Raw genomic sequence first — 23,065 nt, 5'->3', positions numbered from 1 at the left:
GGCCGAGAGCCCATTCATGCTCGATATCAATACGGGGAAGTACTGTGTTTAAGGCTAGCATTCTCGCCGCGGGCGCCACGTTGATCCTTTTTTCCGCTCTAAGCGGACAGGGCCAGGCCCAGGAAAACAACGCAGAGCCGGACGCCACGCAGCCGCGCATCGTACAGCCGGCCGCGCCTGTTCAGGAAGCGCCGGCACAAGCTCCAACGACACAGGCCCCAGCCGCACAGACGCCGGAAGCGCAGCCCTCCCAAGCACAGCCTTCCGAAGCACCGGCCGGTCAGGTGCCCGTGCAGCAGCCCGCTGCCCCCGCGCAGCCTTCGGCTCCTACCGCAGCGCCCGATGCAGCCGCCCCCGAAGATGTGATCGCGCAGGACATTGAAGGCCCCGCGCCTTCCGCCCTTCCGCATGATCTTTCGCCTTGGGGCATGTTCATGGGCGCCGATATCGTCGTGAAGGCGGTGATGATCGGACTTGCCTTCGCATCGCTGGTGACATGGACGGTCTGGCTCGCGAAATCACTCGAATTGGCTGGTGCGCAATTGCGTGCCCGCAAGGGCCTGAAGGCGATCATCAACGCCAAGAGCTTGTCGCAGGCAGCCAGCGAACTGGACACCAGCGCAGGCGCTGCGGCCCATCTGGTTCGCGCTGCCGTTCATGAAGTCTCGCTGTCCGAAGGCGCGCTCGACCACGCATCCGGCGAAGGCCTCAAGGAACGCGTGACGTCGCATTTGTCCCGCATTGAAGCAGCCGCCGGACGCAGCATGTCGCGCGGCACGGGTGTTCTGGCGACGATCGGCTCGACATCACCCTTCGTCGGCCTGTTCGGCACGGTCTGGGGCATCATGAATTCCTTCATCGGCATCAGCGAATCCCAGACGACCAATCTGGCGGTCGTGGCTCCCGGCATCGCCGAGGCGCTTCTGGCGACCGCGCTTGGCCTCGTTGCCGCTATCCCGGCGGTGGTGATCTACAACGTGTTCGCCCGTTCGATCACCGGTTACAGGCAGCTTCTGGCCGACGCTTCGGCAGGCATCGAACGCCTCGTCAGCCGTGATCTGGATTATCGTGGTCTCAAGCGCTCCGCTCTGGCGGCTGAGTAGGTTTCGTCATGGCCGGTAAAGTCAGGGAAAACGCAGGCGACGATCTCGAAGAAACGCACGAGATCAACGTCACGCCATTCATCGACGTGATGCTGGTTCTGCTCATCATCTTCATGGTGGCGGCACCGCTTGCCACAGTGGATGTGAATGTCGATCTTCCCGGATCGACGGCAACGCCGCAGCCTCGCCCCGAAGAACCTTTGTTCCTGACGCTGAAGCAGGATCTGACGCTCTCGGTCGGCAACGATACCGTCGACCGCGCGACATTCGCCGCCAAGCTCGACCAGATCACCGGCGGGGACAAGGAAACACGCATCTTCCTTCGTGCCGACAAAGTCGTCGACTATGGCGAGCTGATGGAAGTGATGAACCTGCTGCGCAGCTCCGGCTATCTGAAAATCGCCCTCGTCGGACTGGAAAACGTCCCGGTGGAGGGAGCACCTGCTGCGCAATGATGGCTAAAGACAAGGCACCTTCGCTCATCCATGGCAGCCTGCCTTCGCTCCGCGAAGTTGGTCGCTGGACCGTAGCCGGTGTGGTCGTTGTGACCGCACATGCGCTCGCCGCCTATACGATCCACAGTTTGAGCCAACAGGATCTTACCGCACAGGCTGCCGAGAGCGCGATGATGATCGAGCTTGCACCCTTGCCGGTTGCGCCGATCGAAGAGGTAGAGACGGTCGCGTTAAAAGAGCAGATAACGGAAGAAACCGTCGAGCCGGAAGAGGTCGAACCTGAGCCGGTAGAAGAAGAAGTGACCGAGGAAGTCGTCGAAGAGACGCCTGAGGAAGTCGTGCCGGAAGAGACGGCCGAAGAAGTACCGGAAGAACCCGAGCAGGAAATCGCCGAGGCGATCACGCCAGAGGTGGCAATTCCCCTGCCTCAGCAGCGCCCGAAGATCGTGCCGGAAAAGCCGGTTGCAAAGAAAGAGCCGGTCAAGCGCAAGAAGCCGGAGCCGCGGGCCGAACCCAAGCGGGAAGTCGCCAAGGCGGAACCTCGTCCTGCCCGCGCTTCAGCAGCAACCAGCAGGCAGTCTACCGCGCCAAGCGTCAGCCCGGCAAAATGGCAATCGCGCGTGCTGGCCTGGCTGAACAGGCACAAGCGCTATCCGCGCAGCGCTGGCGGCGACCAAGGTACGGTCAGCGTTCGTTTCTCGATCGACAGTTCGGGCAATGTGGTTTCGGCAAGCCTTTCCGGCTCGTCGGGAAATGCCGATCTCGATCAGGCCGCACTCGACATGGTGCGCCGCGCATCACCGGTTCCGGCACCGCCGCCGGAGATCGCCAAGAGCCGCATGAGCCTAACGGTTCCGGTTCGATTTAGCACGCGGTAGTTCGGAGAAGCCGCTTGGCCAATCCACGCAACGGCAGGGTTCAACCGGAACCCTGAATAAACAAAGGGCCGAAAAGCGGCTCACGCTTTCCGGCCCTCAATCCAACAACTCGTCTCAGACCTCAGGCAGCTTTTTTGCGAGCCAGCCGTGCCTTGATGCTGTCGACATCGGCGCGTGGCGTCGCGGCGAATAGGGTCTTGGTGTAGCTGTGCTGCGGGTTGGAAAACACCTCGTCGCGCGGGCCGTATTCCACCGCTTCGCCGAAATACATCACCATCACATCATCGGCGATATAGCGCACCACTGAGAGGTCGTGGCTGATGAAGACGTAGGTCAGCTTGAACTCGTCCTGAAGGTCCGCCAGCAGGTTCAGCACCTGTGCCTGAACGGACAGATCGAGTGCCGAGACAGGCTCGTCCAGCACCAGAAGGCTCGGATTGAGCATAAGCGCACGCGCGATTGCGATGCGCTGCCGCTGGCCGCCTGAGAACATGTGCGGATAGCGGTTGTAATGCTCGTGGCCGAGGCCGACCTTCTTCAGCATCGCCATTGCCCGCTCGCGCCGCTCGGCGGCCGGAACTTTGGTGTTGATCTTCAACGGTTCACCAAGCACGTCGCCGATCTTCTGGCGCGGGTTGAGCGAGCCATAAGGGTTCTGGAAAATGATCTGCACCTTGCGGCGCATTTCCGGGGTCAGGCTCTGCTTGGCAATGTCGACCTTGTTGCCGTCGATGAAAAGCTCGCCCGACGTCGCCGGATCGATGAGCGTGACGATGCGGGCCAGCGTGGACTTTCCGCAGCCGCTTTCACCGACGATCGCCAGCGTCTTGCCCTGCTCCACCGAAAAGCTGACGCCTTTGACGGCATGAACGGTTCTGGCCTTGGAAAACAGGCCGCCGGGTACATGGTAGTCGCGAACGATATTCTTCGCTTCGAGAACGATATTGCTCATGCGGCATTTCCTGATGGTTGTGCCTCGTCGATGACGAAATCGGAGATGGTCGGCAGCCTGTCTCCGACGGCATTTTCCGGAAGCGCCGAAAGCAGCGCGCGCGTGTAGTTGCTCTTGGGATTTTCAAAAAGCGACAGAACGTCTGCCTCTTCCATCTTCTTTCCCTTGTATTGCACGATGACGCGGTCGGCGGTTTCGGCGACCACACCCATATTGTGGGTGATCATGATGAGGCCCATGCCGTGTTCAGCCTGTAGACGCATCAACAGGTCGAGGATCTGCTTCTGGATCGTCACGTCGAGCGCGGTGGTCGGCTCGTCGGCAATCAAAAGCTTGGGATTGCAGGCAATCGCGATGGCGATCATCACGCGCTGGCACTGGCCGCCCGACATCTGGTGCGGATAGGATTTCAGCCGGTCCTCAGGTTCGTTGATGCCGACCAGTTGCAACAGTTCGATTGCCCTTGCACGGCGCTGCTTGCCGTCCATGCCCATGTGAACATTCAGGACTTCCTCGATCTGAAAGCCGACTGTGAAGCTCGGATTGAGGCTCGCCATCGGCTCCTGAAAGATCATGGCAATGTCCTTGCCGATGATCTTGCGCCGCGCGGCAGTGTCCAGTTTTAGAAGGTCGATGCCGTTGAAGCTCATGCTGTCGGCGGTAACCTTTGCCGTGCTCGGCAAAAGCCCCATGACGGCCAGCATCGACACGGATTTGCCCGAGCCGGACTCGCCGACGATCGCCAGCACTTCGCGTTGCTCGACGCCCAGCGACACGCCATCCACCGCGCGGAACGGGCCGGATGCCGTGTCGAACTCGACGACGAGATTTTTGATTTCCAGAAGCGCCATGATCTACGACCTCTTCAGTTTTGGATCGAGCGCATCGCGCAGGCCATCGCCCATCAGATTGATGGCAAGAACCGTGATGAGAATTGCCAGACCCGGGAACGTGACGACCCACCAAGCGCGCAGAATGAACTCGCGCGCTTCGGCAAGCATCGTGCCCCATTCAGGTGTCGGCGGCTGCGCGCCCATGCCCAGAAAGCCAAGTGCCGCCGCATCGAGGATCGCGTTCGAAAAGGACAAAGTGCCCTGAACGATGAGCGGTGCCAGGCAGTTCGGCAGGATGGTGAAGAACATCAGCCGAAGCCGGCCAGCGCCCGCGACCTTAGCCGCGGTTACATATTCGCGGTTCTTTTCGGCCATGACGGCGGCACGCGTGAGGCGCACGAAATGCGGCTGGAGGACCAGCGCGATTGCGATCATCGCATTGGTGAGGCCAGGTCCGAGCACCGCCACGAGAACCAGCGCCAGAAGCAGCGACGGGAATGCAAGGATGATGTCCATGACGCGCATGATGACCGTATCGACCCATCCGCGGAAATAACCCGCGATGACGCCGATGAAGACGCCGCCAACCAGCGCGATGGTGGTGACCACCACGCCAATGAACAGCGAATAGCGCGCGCCATAGAGCAGACGCGAAAGCATGTCGCGACCGACTGCGTCCGTGCCAAGCAGATAAGCCGAACGGCCGCCCGCTTCCCAGAATGGCGGAACGAGAACCGCATCGCGATACTGCGCGTTTGGCGCATGCGGTGCGATCAACGGCGCCAGAAGCGCGATGATGACGAGAAGGATGAACACGAACAGTCCCATGACTGCACCGCGATTTTCGGAGAAGTAATACCAGAATTCCTTGAAGCGGCGTGCGCTCGTCGGGTCCTGCGTAGGAACTTCAACAGTTGTTGTATCGGCCATTTAAGAGCCCTCAGTTCCGTATACGCGGGTTGATCAAGCCGTAGAGCAGATCGACCGCGAGATTTACCAGCATGATGATGCCCGCAATGATGAGCAGGCCGCCCTGAATGACCGGGTAGTCACGCCGGAAGACGGAATCGACCATCCACTTGCCGATGCCCGGCCAGGAGAAGATCGTTTCGGTCAGGATAGCGCCTGCCATCAGAACGCCGACCTGCAGGCCGATCGTCGTGATGACAGGGATCATCGCATTGCGAAGCGCGTGAACGCCGATGACGCGGAAAGGCGACAAGCCCTTGGCGCGCGCCGTTCTTACATAATCCTCGCCCAGCACTTCAAGCATTGCCGAGCGCGTCTGGCGCGCAATCACCGCAAGCGGGATGGTGCCCAGAACGATGGTCGGCAAAATGAGATGGCTGGCTGCGGATTTGAATGCACCTGCCTGCCCCGAAAGAAGCGAGTCGATCAGCATGAAGCCGGTGACGGGCGGGAAGAAATACATCAGCGAGATGCGGCCCGAAACGGGCGTCCACTGCAGCACGCCGGAGAAAAGGATGATGAGCAGCAGACCCCACCAGAAGATCGGCATGGAATAGCCGACAAGCGCTGTACCCATGATCGACTGGTCGAAGAACGAGCCGCGCTTGATCGCGGCGAAAATGCCTGCCGGGATGCCGAGCACGACGGCGAAAATGATCGCGCAGATGGAAAGCTCTAGCGTTGCCGGAAACAGCGCGAAGAATGAGTCTACGATCGGCTGCTTTGTGACGATGGAATTGCCGAGATCACCGGTGACGATGCCCTTCAGATAATCCAGATACTGGAAGACGATGGGACGGTCATAGCCGAGCTGATGCATGATCTGCGCATGGCGCTCGGGCGACATGACGCGTTCGCCGGACATCAGCATTACGGGATCGCCGGGCAAAAGGCGGATGAATGAGAAAGCGATGATCGAAACCCCGATGAAAGTCGGGATCAGGACGGCCAGCCGGCCAAGCAAAAATCGGAGCATTTCGGACCCTTATAGATGTTCCGAGGAGGATACAGAATGCGCTTCGGGGCGCCTGCATTGCAAGCGCCCCGAATTGCCAGTCCTGAAGTGGACTTATTCTGCGATGTCTACGCCGTCGAAAGCGAAATCGCCGAGCGGGCTCTGAACGAAGCCCTGGACTTCCTTGCGCATCGGAACGATGGAGAGCGAGTGGTCGAGCGTTGCCCAAGGAGCTTCACGCTTGAACACCTGCTGTGCCTGCTCGTAAAGCTTCACACGCTCGGCCTGATCGGTCGTCGTCTTTGCTTCCAGAACGAGCTTGTTGAACTCTTCATTGCACCACTGAGCGCGGTTGTTTCCGCCGACTGCATCGCAGCCGAGCAGGGTGTGCAGGAAGTTGTCCGGATCGCCATTGTCGCCGGTCCAGCCGAGGATAACCGCACCGTCGCGGTCCTTGGCCTTCGAGCGGTCGAGATATTCGGCCCACTCATACGAGACGATTTCGACCTTCACGCCGATTGCCGCGAAGTCCGACTGGATGAGTTCAGCCGCACGACGTGCATTGAGCATGTAAGGACGCGATACAGGCATTGCCCAGACCTTCATCGAAAGGTCGGAGACGCCGGCATCCGTAAGCATCTTCTTGGCTGCTTCCGGATCGTATGCATCGTCCTTGGTGGCTTCGTCATAAGACCACATTGTCGGCGGGATCGGGTTTTTGGCAGGCGTTGCAGCACCCTGGAACACCGCATCGACGATCGCCTGCTTGTTGATCGCCATGTTGAGCGCCTTGCGGACTTCAACCTTGTCGAACGGAGCCTGCGTCGTGTTGTAAGCGAGGTAGGCGACGTTCAGGCCTTCCTGCTCTTCCACCTTCAGATTGGTGTCGGCCTTCATGGCTTCAACGTCGGCAGCGTTCGGGAAAGGCATCAGGTGGCATTCGCCAGCCTTCAGCTTCTGGAAACGCACCGAAGCGTCCGGCGTGATTGCGAAGACGAGGTCATCGATCTTCTGAACGCCGCCCCAATAGTCCGGGTTGGCCTTGTAACGGATCACGGCGTCCTGCTGGTAGGCGACGAAGGAGAACGGGCCAGTGCCGACCGGCTGCTGGTTGAGCTGTTCCTTCTTGCCATCGGCTTCGAGCTTGTCGGTGTATTCCTTCGACATGATCGACGCGAAAGGCATCGCCAGATTGGCGAGGAACGGAGCTTCCTTCGTGTTGAGGACGAACTTGACCGTCATGTCGTCGACTTTTTCGACCGACTTGATCAGTTCAGGAAAGCCCATGCCTGCGGAATATTCCCAGGCAGCACCAGCGACATACTGGTTCCAGGCATTGTCTTTGTTGAGCTGGCGATCGAACGAGAACACAATGTCGTCAGCGTTCAGTTCGCGCGTCGGCGTGAAGAACTCGGTCGTCTGGAACTTGACGCCCGGACGTACCTTGAAAGTGTATTCGAGACCGTCATCGGAGATTTCCCAGCTTTCGGCCAGACCCGGTTCGGTTTCAGTGGTGCCCTTCTTGAATTCAAGAAGGCGGTTGTAAACGGTGTGGGCAGACGCATCGAACGTCGTGCCGGCCGTGTACAGACCCGGATCGAAGCCTTCCGGCGATCCTTCCGAACAATAGACGAACGTCTTTGCGCTCGCGACGCCGCTAAGCGCCGTTGCGGCTACAAGTACAGCCGCAAAAGTCAGTTTCTTTAACATGGAGAACTCCCGCTATAACCAAGCCACGCTAAACAGGCTCACGAGCGCGCATATAAGCACCGTTTTCGAGGGTTTGGAACACCCCGTTCGCATTACGCTCGGTAACGAGAAGCGATTGCCCCAATTTTCCAAAATATTAGTAATATTTTCTAATTGCACTCTTCTTCAAACACCAAATCAGTGGATTGCGGCGCTTCGGCGTTCTTTTTGTTCTAAACCGATGAAGCCATAGAAAAGCATTGCCATGCAACCTATAGTCATGACTGGGCGCATATAGCACTAAAGTTCATATGCTTCCGCTGGGTAAGTCTTGCCTGTTTGCCTTCTCGCACAATACAAGAGGTTTCGACGGATTTTCTGAATTTCAGTGAGGCGAACACCGGCTCTAGTGACAGACAGTACAGAAAACCAGCGCATATAAATCGGGGAGGTAGATTTGGCTAAAGCAATAAAGACCGGCGCAAAGACAGCGGTGACTAAAGAGAAGCCCAAGACGGCAGCCGAACAGAAGGCTGCAGCACCGAAGAAACAGGCCGCAGCATCTGCAACGAAAATGGCTGTGAAAGACAAGACACCGGCTGCTTCCAAGCCTGCGAAGGCAGCACCTGCCGCCAGTTCGAAGGCTGCTGCGAAACCAGCTCCCGTAAAAGCTGCAAAGCCGGCAAAAGCCGCTGCAGGCGCAAGTAAGAAAACTGTCGTAGCGAAAGTGCCAAAGACGGCACCAAAGGCCCCGGCCAAGGCAGTATCTGCCGCCAGCCCGAAGGCGGTTACGAAACCGGCACCTGTAAAAGCCGCAACACCGGCGAAAGCCGCTGCAAGCGCAAGTAAGAAAGCTGTCGTGGCGAGCGCGCCGAAGACGGCACCAAAGGCCCCAGCCAAAACGGCACCCGCTGCCAGCCCGAAGGCCACTGCAAAACCAGCGCCTGCAAAAGCTGCCGCAAGCGCGAGCAAGAAAACTGTCGTGGCGAGCGCGCCCAAAACTGCAGCAAAGGCGCCTGTAAAGCCGGCGAAAGCTGCGGCTGCAAAGCCCGCAACGGTCAAGCCGAAAGCGGAACCCGTGAAGGCGGCGGCGCTCAAAGCCGAACCTGCAAAGGCATCCAAACCCAAAGTTGCAGCAAAGAAATCTACTGAGACCAAAACGTCTCCCAAGGCGTCCACTGTCGAAAAGGCTGCAAAGAAGCCACAGGCCACAGCCGTTTCAAAACCCTGGCTGGCCAGCTATCCGCCCAATGTTCCGGCCGAGATCGGCAAGCTGCCCTTTTCGTCGATCGGCGAACTGCTCGTGGAGTCCGCGCGCAAATATTCGGCACGTCCGGCCTTCACCTGCATGGGCAAGACGCTGACCTACTCCGAACTCGAACGCCAGTCCGCCGCTTTTGGCGCATGGCTCCAATCGCGCGGCCTCAAGCCGGATGCGCGCGTCGCGATCATGATGCCCAACGTTCTGCAATATCCAGTGGCGATGCTCGGCGTTCTGCGTGCCGGCTATACCGTGGTGAACGTCAATCCGCTCTACACGCCGCGCGAGCTGGAGCATCAGCTCAAGGATTCGGGCGCCGAGGCGATCATCATCCTCGAGAATTTCGCAACGACGCTTCAGTCGGTCATCGCGAAGACGCAGGTTAAGCACGTCGTCGTCACCTCGATGGGCGACATGCTCGGCACGGTCAAAGGTTCGATCGTGAATTTCGTCGTTCGGCGGGTCAAGAAAATGGTGCCCGCATGGTCGCTGCCGGGCCATGTGAAGTTCCTGGATGCAGTTTCCGAGGGTTCGAAAAAGACATTCAAACCTGCTGCGCCGGACCCGGATGCAATCGCGTTTCTGCAATATACCGGCGGCACGACCGGAGTTTCGAAAGGTGCCGTGCTTCTGCATCGCACGGTTTTGTCGAACGTCGTCCAGAATGCGATGTGGATGGAAAGTGCCTACGCCAAGAAGTCGAAGCCTTCGAACCTCGTCTTCGTCTGTGCCTTGCCGCTCTATCATATCTACGCGCTGACGGTGAACGCACTGGCCGGTATGCAGCAAGGTGCGCAGAACATTCTCATTCCAAATCCGCGCGATATTCCGGGCTTCGTCAAGGAACTCGGCAAATATCCCATCAACGTGTTTCCGGGTCTCAACACGCTGTTCAACGCGCTGTTGAACAATGAGGATTTCCGGAAGCTCGACTTCAAACCGTTGATCCTGACTTTCGGCGGCGGAATGGCGATCCAGCGCGGCGTAGCCGATCGCTGGAAGGCGCTGACCGGCAATATCGTCACCGAGGGCTACGGCCTTTCTGAAACAGCACCGGTCGCAACCGCCAACCGCTTCGATGCGGACGAGTTTACGGGAACGATCGGCCTGCCTATGCCTTCGACCGAAATCGCCATCCGCGACGACGATGGCAACGATGTGCCGCTAGGCGAAGTCGGCGAAGTCTGCATTCGCGGCCCACAGGTCATGGCCGGCTATTGGAACCGCCCGGACGAGACAGAGAAGGTCATGAGCAAGGACGGCTTCTTCCGTTCCGGCGACATGGGCTTCATGGACGCCAAGGGCTATACGAAGATCGTCGACCGCAAGAAGGACATGATCCTCGTCTCGGGCTTCAACGTTTATCCGAACGAGCTTGAGGAAGTCGCCGCACAGCATCCGGGCGTCCTGGAAGTCGCGGCGGTCGGCGTGCCGGACGAGAAATCGGGTGAAGTGCCCAAGCTGTTCGTGGTCAAGAAGGATCCGAACCTGACGGCGGAAGCTCTGCTCGCCTACTGCAAGGAAAATCTGACCGGATACAAGCGGCCAAAGTCCGTGGAATTCCGGACTGAGTTGCCGAAGACCAATGTCGGCAAGATCCTGCGTCGCGAATTGCGGGGCTGATTTTTAGAAAGAAACGCCGGCGGGGCAGCGCTCCCCTCTGTCCTGCCGGACATCTCCCCCACAAGTGGGGAGATTACTCTATCATTTAAGCACGGCACCAATCGCTGACGTTGCAGAATGAGTGCGGAGAGTGTGTCAGCCAATCTCCCCACCCGTGGGGGAGATGTCCGGCAGGACAGAGGGGGGCGCCTCGCGATTCCATCAAAGCAGGAATCGCCTTAGGCTAAGCCGTCTGTCCGCTAGCCAGATAGGCCGGCAAATCGGCAATCGAATCCAGCACGACGTCAGCAATCGGTGCCAGCGTTTCGCGGGTGCCGGTGCCGCTCAGAACGGCGATGGCCAGGCCAGCGCCGCCAGCGCGCGCCATGTCGAGATCGTGGCGATTGTCTCCGACCATCGCGATTTCCGATGGTTTCAGGCCCGTCAGATCGGAGAATGCATAAAGCACGTCCGGTGCGGGCTTCGGATTGGCGACCGCATCATAACCGTAGGCGGCCTCGAACATCTGGGCGATGCCGAGCGCCAGCAGCGTCTTTTCCGCGCCGCTGGTGGAATCATTCGTTGCAACGCCCATGCGGAAGCCGGAACCGTGCAGGCTGGCAATCGCATCCGTGCCGCCCGGCAACGGAACCGAGTGCCTTGCGCCCTCCACTGCCGTAAAGGCGTTATAGTCGGCCAGCATCGCCTGGCGTTCCTGAGGGCTTTTATGCGGATACCAGAGGTCGATGACTTCCGCATTCGTTCCGGCTGCGAAGACCGAGTCGGCCACGAAACAATGCTGCTCGTAGTCATAGCCCGCCAGCTTCATGAGTTCGTCGGCGCGCTGGCGGTCGCCATCTGCCGCCTGAAGCGCCAGAAGGTCGCCGACTGCGAACCATGTCGCCTGAAAATCGACAAGCGTACCGTCCTTGTCGAATAGAATGCCTTTAATTGCCAAACCCGCTACTCCGCACGCAGTCGGTGAATGTGATGCACCAGACCCGCGGTCGAAGCGTCGCTTTTAGCGGTATCTTCTTTTCCCTCAACGACAGGCAGAAGATTGGTCGCCAGTTCCTTACCGAGCTCGACGCCCCACTGATCGAAGGAATTGATGCCGAACAGCACGCCTTCGACGAAAACGCGATGCTCGTAAAGCGCAATCAGACGGCCAAGCATATGCGGATCGAGCTTCTTGTAGAGCAACGTCACCGACGGCCGGTTTCCCGGAAACACGCGATGCGGCGCGATCTTGTCCACCTCGTCCTGCGCGATGCCCTTGGTCAGCATCTGGCGGCGTGCTTCTTCAAGCGTGCGGCCCTTCATCAAGGCTTCCGACTGTGCGAGGCAGTTTGCGAGGAGCAGATCGTGATGATGCTGCAAATCCGGTTCGTGACCTTCTGCGGCAGCGAGGAATTCGATCGGAATAATGTCCGTACCCTGATGCAGAAGCTGGAAGAAGGCATGCTGGCCATTCGTACCCGGCTCGCCCCAGACAAGCGGGCCGGTGACGGTGGCAACAGGTGTGCCGTCGCGCGTCACGCGCTTGCCGTTCGATTCCATATCGAGCTGCTGGAGATAGGCTGGAAGCCGCGAAAGCCGCTGGTCGTAGGGAATGACGGCAAGTGCCGGATATTCGCAGACGACACGGTGCCAATAGCCGATCAGCGCCATGACGACAGGAATGTTTTCGAGCAAAGGTGCTGATGCGAAATGCTCGTCCATCGCATGTCCGCCTTCAAGAAAGGCACGGAAATTTTCAGGGCCGACCGCAATCATCACCGGCAGGCCGATGGCCGACCAGAGCGAGTAGCGTCCGCCGACCCAGTCCCAAAAACCGAAAACGCGATCCTGCTCGATGCCGAATGCCGCGACTTTATCGAGCGCGGTCGACACGGCACAGAAATGCTTAGCGGTTGCATCCTTGCCGAGCGCTGCGGCGATCCATTTCTGCGCCGTTTCGGCGTTGGTCATCGTCTCGACGGTCGTGAACGTTTTTGACGCGATGATGAAAAGCGTGGTTTCGGGATCGAGGACTTTCAGCGTGTCGTGAATATGCGCGCCATCGACATTGGATACGTAATGCGCGCGCGGCCCGTCATGGTAAGGCGCCAGCGCCAGCGTCGCCATGGCCGGACCGAGATCGGACCCGCCGATGCCGATATTGACGATGTCGGTGATTTTCTTGCCGGTCGCACCTGCGGCTTCGCCGGAACGGACCTTATCGGCAAAGGCGCTCATGGCATCAAGCACCGAGCGCACATCGTACGAGATGTTCTTGCCGTCGAGCTTGACGCCTTCGCCGGAAAGGTCGCGCAGCGCGGTATGAAGCACCGCCCTGCCTTCTGTGAAATTGATCTTTTCGCCCGCAAACATCGCGGCCCGGCGCTCAGGCACCTTGCCAGTAATCGCCAGCTTTTCCAGCAGGGTCATGGCAAGATCATCGACCGCGCATTTGGACCAGTCGAGCAGCAGATCGCCATCCAGCAGGGAAAAGCGCTCGAAACGCTGCTTGTCGGATGCGAAAGCCTCACGCATGTTTTTGGGGACATCCGCGTGATGGTCGCGCAACGCCGATAGTTGCGCGCGGAATTCTGATTCAGGCACTTTCGCTCTCCAGATCGCTTTTCGTCAGCAACTAATATCAGAGGCCTATGTCCAGAAGGAGACATGTTCGGCGTTTTAAACGAAACAATTTGCTCTCGTTTCGCCCTCTCCGCGCAACAATCTATTCGTGGCATAAATCTATAGGATCAGAATAATTGATTGGCGCAACCTGTTGGACCAGAGATAGCATTCTATGGTCCAGAAAAATATTAGAACGATTTCGTTCGAGGAAGCGCTTCGATGGCCCAGAGAAACGACATGGCGATTTGGTCCGGCCTGTTCCGTATTTCGGCAGATTCCGGCCAGACCTTGCAGGCACAGATCCGGCAGGCGATCGTGGCGGCTATTCTCGACCGTCAAATCGCAGCCAGCATGCCGTTGCCTTCATGCCGAATCCTGGCTGAAAAGCTTGGCGTTGCGCGCGGAACGGTGGTTCTTGCCTTCCAGCAACTCGTCGATCAGGGCTTTCTCATCGCCAAGGAGCGGCGCGGGCATTTCGTGAACCCGGAAGTGCTTGCGACACCGGCAAAGCCAAGCAGCAAGACACCCGAAAACTCCAACCAGATCGACTGGAAGTCGCGCCGTCAGATCGCAGCCAGCGATTTTCAGCAGCCGAGCAAGAATCAGAACTGGATCAAGTCGTCCTATCCGTTCGTCTACGGCCAGTTCGATCCGGCCCTATTCCCGACTGCGGAATGGCGCGAGTGCAACCGCATGGCGCTGGCCGTGCTCGAAATCCGCAACTGGGCAGCCGACATGGTGGATCGCGACGATCCGTTGCTGATCGAGCAGATTCAGGCACGACTTCTGCCGCGCCGGGGCATTTTCGCCAATCCCGACGAGATCATCGTGACGCTGGGCGCGCAGCACGCGCTTTATATGCTGGCGACATTGCTGATGACCAAGGGCACGAAGGTCGCGATGGAAGACCCCGGCTACCCGGATGCGCGCAGCATCTTCCGGCTGGCGGGTGCGGATATCCACGCTACGCCGGTCGATGAAGAAGGCATTGTCACATCATCGATCCCGGCGGATTCCGGCTTCGTGTTCGTCACGCCTAGCCATCATTGCCCGACCATGGTGCCGCTGAGCAATGCGCGGCGACAGGATTTGCTGGCGCGGGCAGAGCGTCACAACCAGATCATCATCGAGGATGGTTATGACAGCCAATTGCTTGACGAAGCACCGCAGCAGGCGTTGAAAAGCCATGATCGCAGCGGCCGCGTCGTCTATGTCGGGTCCATGTCGAAGACGCTCGCGCCGGGGCTTCGCCTTGGCTACATCGTCGCTTCCGCCGATCTGATCGCCGAATTGCGCGCGCTGCGCCGTTTCATGCTGCGCCACCCGCCGGCAAACAATCAGCGCGCGGTGGCGCTTTTCCTGTCGCTTGGACACCACGAGGCGCTGGTGCGCCGCCTGTCATCCGCCTTCGAGGAAAGGCGCAAGCGTCTGGTTCACGCGATTTCCGCTTTCCTGCCCGATTGGCAGTCCACGGATGCGGCGGGCGGAACCTCGCTCTGGCTGGAAGGTCCGCCCGGAACAAACGCGACGGGACTTGCCGAAGCTGCGGCAGCACGCAGCGTTATCATCGAGCCCGGCGACCGGTTTTTCGACATGAAGAAAGAGCCGTCGCGCTTCATGCGGCTCGGAATTTCGTCGATCGCGCTTCAGCATATCGAGCCCGGAATCCGGGAGCTTGCAACTGCCGCGGGAAGACGCCCCGCAGCAGCATAACTGGCTCTACGCCGATAGACCGTGTGGCATAGCTGGCGGAATTCGCTGGCACATCCACACGGCCGAACTCCGCTGCATAGTCCATATAAAGGGGACGCGAAGCACCGCGACACTGGACCAACCAGATGCGCCAAGCTTCTGCAAATGGTGGAGTGTCTGGCATGGGTGTCACTCTCGAAAAGCAGGAAACGGCGGGTGGTAGCTCGCGCCGGTCCGGTGGACGGGAAGCGCGGCGCGCACTGCGCGCAGCCCCGCTTTCGGACGATGTGAGACCGATTCGTCCCGGCCTTGAGGGTGGTCGCTACAGGCCGCTGGATGACAATGATCTCGAGCGCATTCACGAAGCGGTTCTGACGCTTCTCGAAACTGTCGGCTTTGCCAATGCCATTCCAAGCTGCATCGAGGCGCTGACGCGCGTCGGCGCGATCTATGGCGAGGATGGCCGCGTCCGTTTCCCACGTGCACTGGTCATGTCGACCATTGCGAATGCAGCGCGCAATTTCACGCTGCACGGTCAGGACCCGAAGCACGACATGCTGATACAGGGCAAGCGCGTGCATTACGGCACCGCCGGGGCCGCCGTGCACCTCGTCGATGTCGAAAAGCGCGAATACCGAGAATCGCTGCTTCAGGACATTTACGACGCGGCGCGCATCGTCGACAGCGTCGACAACATCCACTTCTTCCAACGCCCCATGGTGCCGCGCGACATTCCCGATCCGCTGGATATGGATTTCAACACGCTTTACGCCTGCGTAAGCGGGACATCCAAGCATGTTGGAACGAGCTTCACCGTCCGCGAAAACGTCGCGCCCGCGCTCGAAATGCTCTATGCGATTGCCGGCGGCGAAGAGAATTTCCGCGCACGGCCCTTCGTTTCGAATTCCAATTGCTTCGTCGTGCCGCCGATGAAATTCGCCGAGGATGCTTGCGGTGTTTTGGAGGCCTGCGTCGAGGGCGGGATTCCGATCCTGCTTCTTTCGGCTGGACAGGCGGGGGCCACCGCTCCTGCGGCAATTGCGGGTGCCGTCGTTCAGGCCGTGGCCGAAGTGCTTGCGGGCCTCGTCTACGTCAACGCGCTGAAACCCGGCCACCCGGCGATTTTCGGGACGTGGCCATTCGTTTCGGATCTTCGCACCGGCGCAATGTCTGGCGGCTCGGCGGAGCAGGCGCTTCTGACGGCGGCTTGCGGACAGATGGCGCAATTCTACGATCTGCCGGGCGGTTCGGCGGCGGGCATGGCGGATTCCAAGCTGCCCGACATTCAATCCGGCTACGAAAAGGGCATTACCAACGTAATGGCGGGCCTATCCGGGGTAAATCTCGTCTATGAATCTGCCGGAATGCATGCCTCGCTACTCGGTTTCTGCCTTGAAAGCCTGCTTATCGACAATGACATGCTCGGCCATTGCCAGCGCTGCGTGCGCGGCATCGACGTGTCGGACGCAGCGCTTTCCATCGATACTATCACCGAAGTCTGCATAAACGGGCCGGGCCATTATCTCGGCAACGAACAGACGTTGCGGCTGATGCAGACCGAATATTTCTATCCGGCAATCGGCGACCGCTTCAGCCCGAAGGAATGGAACGAAAAAGGCAAGCCGGACATCTTGATGCGCGCCATCGCCGAAAAGAAGCGGATTTTGAGCACCTATTTCCCAAGGCACGTCTCACCCGAAATAGATGAGACGCTACGCGCCCGCTTTTCCAACATCTATCTTCCTAGGAAATCCATGAGCGCTTGAGTTAGAGCCCTTCATTTTTAGATAGAAACGCTGGCGGGACAGCGCCCCCCTCTGTCCTGCCGGACATCTCCCCCACAGGTGGGGAGATTGGCTGACGCAACTCTCTCCGCCTTCATTCTGCAACGGCTTTAATTGGTGCCGCGCTTTCATGACAGAGTAGTCTCCCCACGCGTGGGGGAGATGTCCGGCAGGACAGAGGGGGGCCTCGCGATTACATCAAAACAGGAGCTGTTTTATTCCGTTGACGCGCTGAGGCCGTATTTCTCGATCACTTCGGCGCTGATCAATCGCGCATGGAGCGCGAGAAGGATCATCTGCGCATCCTCGCTGTCTTCATCGCCAAGTGCGGCCTCGACACGCCGCTCGACGGCGTGAAGCGCATCCGTTCCATTCACGCGTTCGAACGCCTCATCGCCGACGACGCAATATCCGAAGATTTGAGCCACATGCAGATAGGCTTCCAGCGGCGGCTCGCCTGTCGAGTGGTCTTTCATGAGATTGACGATTGTCAGTTTCACGCCTTCAGGGACAAGTGCGGGATGCACATCGACCACGCGAAGCGCCTGATCGAGCTGGCGCAGATCGCCGGACCGGCCGAACATTCCAAACAGGCCCAAAGATGAACGTCGTCGTGACATGGCAGCTCCTTCTTACGGCAAGGTAGTGAGCGCGCGGCTTCAATGCAAAGCCTGCAGTATTGATTTGCCGGGTAATCGGCGCAGGCTTATTCTCAATATGGCGCCGAAAGCTCGACGCCTATTTATGGGAGGAAGAAATGGCAAGAAAATACATAGACTGCCGCGAATTCCCCAGTGACATGCGGTGCACGGTTGCGATTTCAGCAGACAGCGACGATGAACTCGTCGAAGCCGCGACGCAACATGCCGTATCAGTACATCATGAGCACGATACGCCTGAATTCCGGGCGGAAATCCGTCGCGCGATTCATGAAGGCACACCGCCGCTTACCGTCGCCTGAAACCCGCCGTTTCACGCGGCCGGATCGGGCCGCGTGGAGCGCCAATCTCTATCCCGCTTTTGTGTGATGGACAGGTCTCGATCCCTTCTCTACCTTCGGGCGACAACCCTGAGGAGGAACCCGTCATGGCACTTGTCATCGAAGGCGAGGAGCGTATCGCAGCGCCGATCGCGAAAGTCTGGGAAGCGCTGAACGATCCCGAAATCCTCAAGGAAAGCATTCCCGGCTGCCAGAGCCTTGAAAAGACATCCGACAAGGACATGTCGGCGGTTGTCGTGCTCAAGATCGGGCCGATCAAGGCGACGTTCAACGGCGAAGTAACGCTGAAGAACCTCAAGCCGCCGCACTCCTACACGATCTCCGGCGAGGGAAAGGGCGGGATTGCGGGCTTTGCGAAGGGCGGTGCGGATGTGACGCTGACCGAGGACGGCCCGAACGCGACGATCCTCAAATATGAGGCGAAAGCCGATGTCGGCGGAAAGATCGCGCAGCTTGGAAGCCGGTTGATCACATCCACATCGAAGAAGCTTGCCGGGCAGTTTTTCTCGACTTTCGGCGAGAGGGTTAGCGCTGGGTGATATTCAGACTGTGAGGCTGTTCGCATAGCAACCCCCTCTCCGTCTCGGCTTCGCCGAGCCACCTCTCCCCCGCCTTGCGGGGGCGAGGAACCTTATTTCTGAGACGCCCGCCACCTTTGCCGAACTTTGGTTCCTCGCCCCCATGAAATGGGGGAGAGGTGGCTCGGCGAAGCCGTGACGGAGTGGGGGGACGGCGCTGACGTCTACTCGAAAACGATGGACGGTGTCGCCTGCTCGGCTGCGCCGCGCTCCTCCAGAAGACGCTCCCAGACCTTCGCCGCGATGTCGCGGTAGGTTTGGGCCGTGACACTGTCCGGCTGCGAAATCGTGAGCGGCGTTCCGGCGTCGGACGTTTCGCGGATTCCCATTTCGAGAGGCACTTCGCCAAGAAAAGTCACACCGAGGCGCTCGGCCTCGTTGCGCGCGCCGCCGTGACCGAAAATGTCGTAGCGCGTACCCGTATCCGGCGCGATGAAGTAGCTCATATTCTCGACGATGCCGAGCAATGGCACATCGACCTTCTTGAACATGTTCAGGCCCTTGCGCGCGTCGATCAGTGCCAGATCCTGCGGGGTCGACACGATGACAGCGCCTGCCAGCGGCACTTGCTGCGCCATCGTAAGCTGGGCGTCACCCGTGCCGGGCGGCATATCGACGACAAGCACGTCGAGTTTGCCCCACTCGACCTCGCGTAGCATCTGGGTCAAAGCCGACATCACCATCGGGCCACGCCAGATCATCGGCGTTTCTTCATCGACCAGGAAGCCCATGGACATGACCTTCAGCCCGTAATTTTCCATCGGCTTCAGGATTTTGCCATCGACCGTCTCGGGTCTGCCCGAAATTTTGAGAAGGCGCGGCATGGACGGCCCGTAAATATCGGCATCCAGCACGCCGACTTTCAATCCGAGGGCCTGAAGTCCGAGCGCGATGTTGGCGGCGGTGGTCGATTTGCCGACACCGCCCTTGCCGGAAGCGACCGCAATGATAGCATCGATGCCGGGAACGCCGCGCTTCGCGGGCTGATGACCGGCAGGCGCACCAGCCGGGCCTGGCCTCGGTGCAGCGGCTTGCGGTGCGGGTCTTGGAGCAGGCTTCGGCGGCGCCGGGCGCGCAACCGGCGCTTCCATTCCGCCACCCTTGCGTTCTGCGGTGAGTGCGACGACAGCACCTGCCACGCCCTCGATGCCTTTAACGACGCGTTCGGCGGCAGCGCGCAGCGGTTCCATTTCATTGGCACGCGCAGCCGGAACCGTGATCGAGAAGAAAACCTTCGAATCGGCAATGAAAATGTCTGAAACCAGGCCAAGTTCAACGATATTTCCGGTAAAATCCGGTCCGTTTACCGTCTTCAGCCTGTCTAGAACGATGTCTTTGGTAACGCCGGTCATGGATAATGCTGCCTCTAATGAATGGAGTTCAGATAATGCAGTTTTGCAGGAACGCCAAATCGTCACTTCGATAGCTTTAGTTTATTAACTTGCGCAACGGGGCATTTTCCCGGACCTTCGCGTCCAAACCGGTTTTACTGCATGATCGACAAGCTCGAGTTTTTTCTGGCCCTCGCCCGCGAACAGCATTTCGGCCATGCCGCCGAAGAATGTGGCGTGACGCAGCCGACGCTTTCGGCCGGCATCAAGCAGCTTGAAGAAACGCTCGGTGTCATGCTGGTGCAGCGCGGCTCGCGCTTTCAGGGCCTGACGCCGGAAGGCCAGCGCGTGCTGGAATGGGCGCGTCGCATCGTCGGCGATACACGCACGATGCGCGAGGAAATGCGCGCCACGCATCACGGGCTTGCGGGCCATGTGCGTATCGCGGCCATTCCCACAGCACTCGCGATGACACCACGCCTCACCACACCCTTTCGCGACAAACACCCGAATGTGACGTTCTCGATCATCTCGCGCACTTCCATCGAAGTGCTGACGCTGCTCGACAATTTCGAGATCGATATCGGCATCACCTATCTTGAAAACGAACCGCTCGGCCGCGTGACATCCGTGCCCATCTATTCCGAGCGCTACCGGCTGATAACGGCGGCAGGCAACGTCTATTCCGACCGGGAATCGGTTAGCTGGGCGGAAGTCAGTTCCCTGCCCCTTTGCTTGCTGACGCCCGACATGCAGAACCGGCGCATCATCAACCGGCATCTGGCGGAAGCTGGCGTCGAGGCCCATGCAACGCTCGAATCCAATTCGATGATCGTGCTTTTTTCACATATCCGCACCGGCAAATGGGCGTCGATCATGCCGCTCAACCTTGCCGAGACATTCGGCTTTTCCGAACCGATCCGCGCGATCCCGATCGTCGAGCCGGATGCCAGCCACATCGTCGGCGTGGTCGCCGCGCATCGCGATCCAAACACCCCGATTGTCTCAGCCCTGCTGCATGAGGCCCGCGGTTTGGCCGCAGCGCTCGGCTCCGTTTGATAGAAATTTTCTATCGACTGACGGAACTGCTCTATTGATCTATACATAAGTGTTTGCTTTGCTGACCTTGGAGGAATTCTAATTTTCAGGGAGGGCGCTGCATGGCGATGCAGACTGCACGTACCGATATTGAGTCGAGAACCTATGAGGTCATCGACGAACTGAAGGGTCTTGAAGGGCCGCTTCTGCCGATCCTCCATGGCCTTCAGGAGGAATTCGGATACGTTCCCGGCGAAGCGCTACCGATTGTTGCAGAGGCGCTGAACATTTCGCGCGCCGAAGCCCATGGCGTGATGACCTTCTACCATGATTATCGCAGCGAACCGGCTGGGCGCCACGTCCTGAAGGTTTGTCAGGCCGAGGCATGCCAGTCGATGGGCAGCGACAGGATCGCAAGCCGCATCCAGCAATTGCTCGGCATCGGATTTCACGAAACCGCCAAGGACAATTCCGTCACGCTCGAGCCGGTTTATTGCCTCGGTCTTTGCGCCTGTGCACCGGCAGCGATGCTGGATGGCGAAGTGATCGGGCGGCTTGACGACGAAAAGCTGGAAGAAATCGCCGCGGAGGTTCGCCTATGAGCGTGACGATTTACATACCCGGCGATTCCGGCGCTCTGGCGCTGGGTGCGGACAAGGTTGCGCGCGCAATCGAGGCTGAACTGGTCGAGCGCGGCACGACCGCCAGGATCGTTCGCAACGGTTCGCGCGGGCTTTACTGGCTGGAGCCGATGGTCGAAGTGCAGACCGAAAACGGCCGCGTCGCCTATGGCCCGGTGAAGCCATCCGACGTCAAATCCCTGTTCGATGCGGATTTCCTATCGGGCGGCACGCACAAAACTGCATTGGGCGACCCGGAAGCCATTCCGTTTCTGGCAAAGCAGACGCGTCTGACCTTCGCCCGTTGCGGCATCATCGATCCGCTGTCTCTGGACGATTACAAGGCGCATGGCGGCCTGAAGGGGCTTGAGAACGCAGTCGCGCTCGCCCCGATGAATATCGTCACGCAGGTAACGGAATCGGGTCTTCGCGGTCGCGGCGGCGCGGGCTTCCCGACAGGCATCAAGTGGAAGACGGTTCTGGAAACGACCGGCGACCGCAAATACATCGTCTGCAACGCCGATGAAGGCGACAGCGCGACCTTTGCCGACCGCATGATCATGGAAGGCGACCCGTTCGTGCTGATCGAGGGCATGACGATTGCGGGCATCGCGACCGGTGCCACCAAAGGCTACATCTACATTCGCTCCGAATATCCTCACGCGATCCGCATCATGGAACGCGCAGTGGAGATCGCGCGGCGCGAAGGCGTTCTGGGGCTCAACGTTCTGGGCTCGCCCAATGCATTCGATATGGAAATCCGCGTCGGTGCGGGCGCTTATGTCTGCGGCGAGGAAACCTCGCTGCTGAACAGCCTTGAAGGCAAGCGTGGTGTGGTGCGGGCCAAACCGCCTCTCCCCGCTATACAGGGTCTGTTCGGCAGGCCGACCGTCATCAACAATGTGATATCGCTGGCCTCCGTGCCGATCATCATGGATCGCGGTGCCGCTTTCTACAAGGATTTCGGCATGGGCCGCTCGCGCGGCACGATCCCGATCCAGATTGCCGGCAACGTCAAGCATGGCGGCCTGTTCGAAGCGGCATTCGGCCTGACGCTTGGCGAAATCGTCGATGAAATCGGCGGCGGCACGGCGACGGGACGCGAGGTCAAGGCGGTGCAGGTTGGTGGGCCGCTGGGTGCTTATTTCCCGCGCGCGCTGTTCGACACGCCTTTCGACTATGAAGCATTCGCGGCCAAGAGCGGCCTGATCGGCCATGCCGGCATCACAATTTTCGACGATACTGCCGATATGTTGAAACAAGCCCGTTTCGCGATGGAATTCTGTGCCATCGAAAGCTGCGGCAAGTGCACGCCCTGCCGCATCGGCTCGACGCGCGGTGTCGAAACACTGGACAAGCTTGCGCAGAACATCGAGCCGGAAAAGCAGATCGAACTCGTTACCGATCTTTGCAACACGATGAAGTTCGGCTCGCTCTGCGCGCTGGGTGGGTTCACCCCCTATCCCGTGATGAGCGCGCTCAATCATTTCCCCGAAGACTTCCGGCCGCATCAGATGAAGGAGGCGGCAGAATGAAAAAACTGACATCAGCGACGTCGATCTTCCTTCTCCCCTTGCGGGAGAAGGTGGATTGGCGCGCAGCGTCAAGACGGATGAGGGGTGTTGGCCAGATCGCCACCGTATCCGCTCCGTCCAACACCCCTCATCCGACCTCGCTTTGCTCGGCCACCTTCTCCCGCA

The 23,065-nt window shown here is 59.3% G+C and carries 20 protein-coding genes; 11 read left to right on the top strand and 9 right to left on the bottom strand.

Annotated elements, in window-relative coordinates:
- The first annotated feature begins 44 nt into the window (after positions 1-44).
- Genes exbB through ABFT80_RS18010 form a run of 3 tightly spaced genes read left to right on the top strand, consistent with a single transcriptional unit; the run spans position 45 to position 2,436 of the window.
- Positions 45-1,103: a tonB-system energizer ExbB gene (gene exbB, locus ABFT80_RS18020; RefSeq protein ID WP_455189959.1), complete on the top strand. Its 1,059-nt coding sequence runs from the start codon at positions 45-47 to the stop codon at positions 1,101-1,103.
- Between the two features lie 8 nt (positions 1,104-1,111).
- Entirely contained in the window at positions 1,112-1,558 is a 447-nt protein-coding gene (exbD, locus tag ABFT80_RS18015) for a TonB system transport protein ExbD (RefSeq protein ID WP_347973306.1), read from the top strand.
- Entirely contained in the window at positions 1,555-2,436 is an 882-nt protein-coding gene (locus tag ABFT80_RS18010; protein ID WP_347973305.1) for a cell envelope integrity protein TolA, read from the top strand. The genes exbD and ABFT80_RS18010 overlap by 4 nt, the downstream gene beginning before the upstream one ends.
- A gap of 121 nt (positions 2,437-2,557) precedes the next feature.
- On the opposite strand, the gene ABFT80_RS18005 is transcribed toward ABFT80_RS18010, so the two are convergent.
- The 5 genes from ABFT80_RS18005 to ABFT80_RS17985 all read right to left on the bottom strand — a co-directional run bounded on the left by ABFT80_RS18005 (position 2,558) and on the right by ABFT80_RS17985 (position 7,855).
- The gene (locus ABFT80_RS18005; RefSeq protein WP_347973304.1) at positions 2,558-3,388 is read right to left on the bottom strand and encodes a dipeptide ABC transporter ATP-binding protein; all 831 of its coding nucleotides are present in this window, start codon (positions 3,386-3,388) and stop codon (positions 2,558-2,560) included.
- Positions 3,385-4,239 carry an ABC transporter ATP-binding protein gene (locus tag ABFT80_RS18000; protein WP_347973303.1) on the bottom strand — a complete coding sequence of 285 codons (855 nt, stop codon included), beginning with the start codon at positions 4,237-4,239 and terminating at the stop codon, positions 3,385-3,387. The genes ABFT80_RS18005 and ABFT80_RS18000 overlap by 4 nt, the downstream gene beginning before the upstream one ends.
- A gap of 3 nt (positions 4,240-4,242) precedes the next feature.
- Entirely contained in the window at positions 4,243-5,151 is a 909-nt protein-coding gene (locus ABFT80_RS17995; RefSeq protein ID WP_347973302.1) for an ABC transporter permease subunit, read from the bottom strand.
- Between the two features lie 10 nt (positions 5,152-5,161).
- Positions 5,162-6,166: an ABC transporter permease subunit gene (locus ABFT80_RS17990; protein WP_347973301.1), complete on the bottom strand. Its 1,005-nt coding sequence runs from the start codon at positions 6,164-6,166 to the stop codon at positions 5,162-5,164.
- 93 nt (positions 6,167-6,259) lie between these two features.
- Positions 6,260-7,855, bottom strand: a complete 1,596-nt coding sequence (locus ABFT80_RS17985) for an ABC transporter substrate-binding protein (RefSeq protein WP_347973300.1) — start codon at positions 7,853-7,855, stop codon at positions 6,260-6,262.
- Between the two features lie 838 nt (positions 7,856-8,693).
- Between ABFT80_RS17985 and ABFT80_RS17980 the strand changes: the two genes are divergently transcribed.
- A complete protein-coding gene (locus ABFT80_RS17980; protein ID WP_455189963.1) occupies positions 8,694-10,718 on the top strand; it encodes a long-chain-fatty-acid--CoA ligase in 2,025 nt (674 codons plus the stop codon).
- Between the two features lie 223 nt (positions 10,719-10,941).
- On the opposite strand, the gene ABFT80_RS17975 is transcribed toward ABFT80_RS17980, so the two are convergent.
- Together ABFT80_RS17975 and pgi are read right to left on the bottom strand one after the other, a co-directional pair.
- The gene (locus tag ABFT80_RS17975) at positions 10,942-11,655 is read right to left on the bottom strand and encodes an HAD family hydrolase (RefSeq protein ID WP_347973299.1); all 714 of its coding nucleotides are present in this window, start codon (positions 11,653-11,655) and stop codon (positions 10,942-10,944) included.
- Between the two features lie 5 nt (positions 11,656-11,660).
- Positions 11,661-13,301 carry a glucose-6-phosphate isomerase gene (gene pgi, locus ABFT80_RS17970; RefSeq protein ID WP_347973298.1) on the bottom strand — a complete coding sequence of 547 codons (1,641 nt, stop codon included), beginning with the start codon at positions 13,299-13,301 and terminating at the stop codon, positions 11,661-11,663.
- Positions 13,302-13,541: 240 nt separating this feature from the next.
- Between pgi and pdxR the strand changes: the two genes are divergently transcribed.
- Together pdxR and ABFT80_RS17960 are read left to right on the top strand one after the other, a co-directional pair.
- The gene (pdxR, locus tag ABFT80_RS17965) at positions 13,542-15,035 is read left to right on the top strand and encodes a MocR-like pyridoxine biosynthesis transcription factor PdxR (RefSeq protein ID WP_347973297.1); all 1,494 of its coding nucleotides are present in this window, start codon (positions 13,542-13,544) and stop codon (positions 15,033-15,035) included.
- A 161-nt stretch (positions 15,036-15,196) separates the two neighbouring features.
- On the top strand, positions 15,197-16,780 hold the full coding sequence (locus ABFT80_RS17960; RefSeq protein ID WP_347973296.1) for a trimethylamine methyltransferase family protein: 1,584 nt from the start codon (positions 15,197-15,199) through the stop codon (positions 16,778-16,780).
- A 233-nt stretch (positions 16,781-17,013) separates the two neighbouring features.
- On the opposite strand, the gene ABFT80_RS17955 is transcribed toward ABFT80_RS17960, so the two are convergent.
- Positions 17,014-17,418: a hypothetical protein gene (locus tag ABFT80_RS17955; RefSeq protein WP_347973295.1), complete on the bottom strand. Its 405-nt coding sequence runs from the start codon at positions 17,416-17,418 to the stop codon at positions 17,014-17,016.
- Between the two features lie 137 nt (positions 17,419-17,555).
- On the opposite strand from ABFT80_RS17955, the gene ABFT80_RS17950 reads away from it, so the two are divergent.
- The gene (locus ABFT80_RS17950; protein ID WP_347973294.1) at positions 17,556-17,759 is read left to right on the top strand and encodes a DUF1059 domain-containing protein; all 204 of its coding nucleotides are present in this window, start codon (positions 17,556-17,558) and stop codon (positions 17,757-17,759) included.
- Between the two features lie 125 nt (positions 17,760-17,884).
- The gene (locus tag ABFT80_RS17945) at positions 17,885-18,337 is read left to right on the top strand and encodes an SRPBCC family protein (RefSeq protein ID WP_347973293.1); all 453 of its coding nucleotides are present in this window, start codon (positions 17,885-17,887) and stop codon (positions 18,335-18,337) included.
- Between the two features lie 203 nt (positions 18,338-18,540).
- Here ABFT80_RS17945 and ABFT80_RS17940 read toward each other — a convergent pair whose 3' ends face one another.
- On the bottom strand, positions 18,541-19,728 hold the full coding sequence (locus ABFT80_RS17940; protein WP_347973292.1) for an Mrp/NBP35 family ATP-binding protein: 1,188 nt from the start codon (positions 19,726-19,728) through the stop codon (positions 18,541-18,543).
- Between the two features lie 141 nt (positions 19,729-19,869).
- On the opposite strand from ABFT80_RS17940, the gene ABFT80_RS17935 reads away from it, so the two are divergent.
- From ABFT80_RS17935 to ABFT80_RS17925, 3 genes are all read left to right on the top strand, one after another.
- Positions 19,870-20,766: a LysR family transcriptional regulator gene (locus ABFT80_RS17935; protein ID WP_347973291.1), complete on the top strand. Its 897-nt coding sequence runs from the start codon at positions 19,870-19,872 to the stop codon at positions 20,764-20,766.
- 101 nt (positions 20,767-20,867) lie between these two features.
- Positions 20,868-21,347 carry a formate dehydrogenase subunit gamma gene (locus ABFT80_RS17930; protein ID WP_347973290.1) on the top strand — a complete coding sequence of 160 codons (480 nt, stop codon included), beginning with the start codon at positions 20,868-20,870 and terminating at the stop codon, positions 21,345-21,347.
- Positions 21,344-22,900 (top strand): formate dehydrogenase beta subunit, encoded by a 1,557-nt coding sequence (locus tag ABFT80_RS17925; protein ID WP_347973289.1) that lies wholly within the window; start codon positions 21,344-21,346, stop codon positions 22,898-22,900. The genes ABFT80_RS17930 and ABFT80_RS17925 overlap by 4 nt, the downstream gene beginning before the upstream one ends.
- The last annotated feature ends 165 nt before the right edge of the window (positions 22,901-23,065 follow it).

This window comes from Foliimonas ilicis (assembly GCF_039939195.1).
GTDB classification, from domain to species: Bacteria; Pseudomonadota; Alphaproteobacteria; order Rhizobiales; family Rhizobiaceae; genus Foliimonas; species Foliimonas ilicis.
The sequence above is the reverse complement of the archived record's forward strand: the minus strand, read 5'-3'. Positions and strand labels throughout refer to the sequence as shown.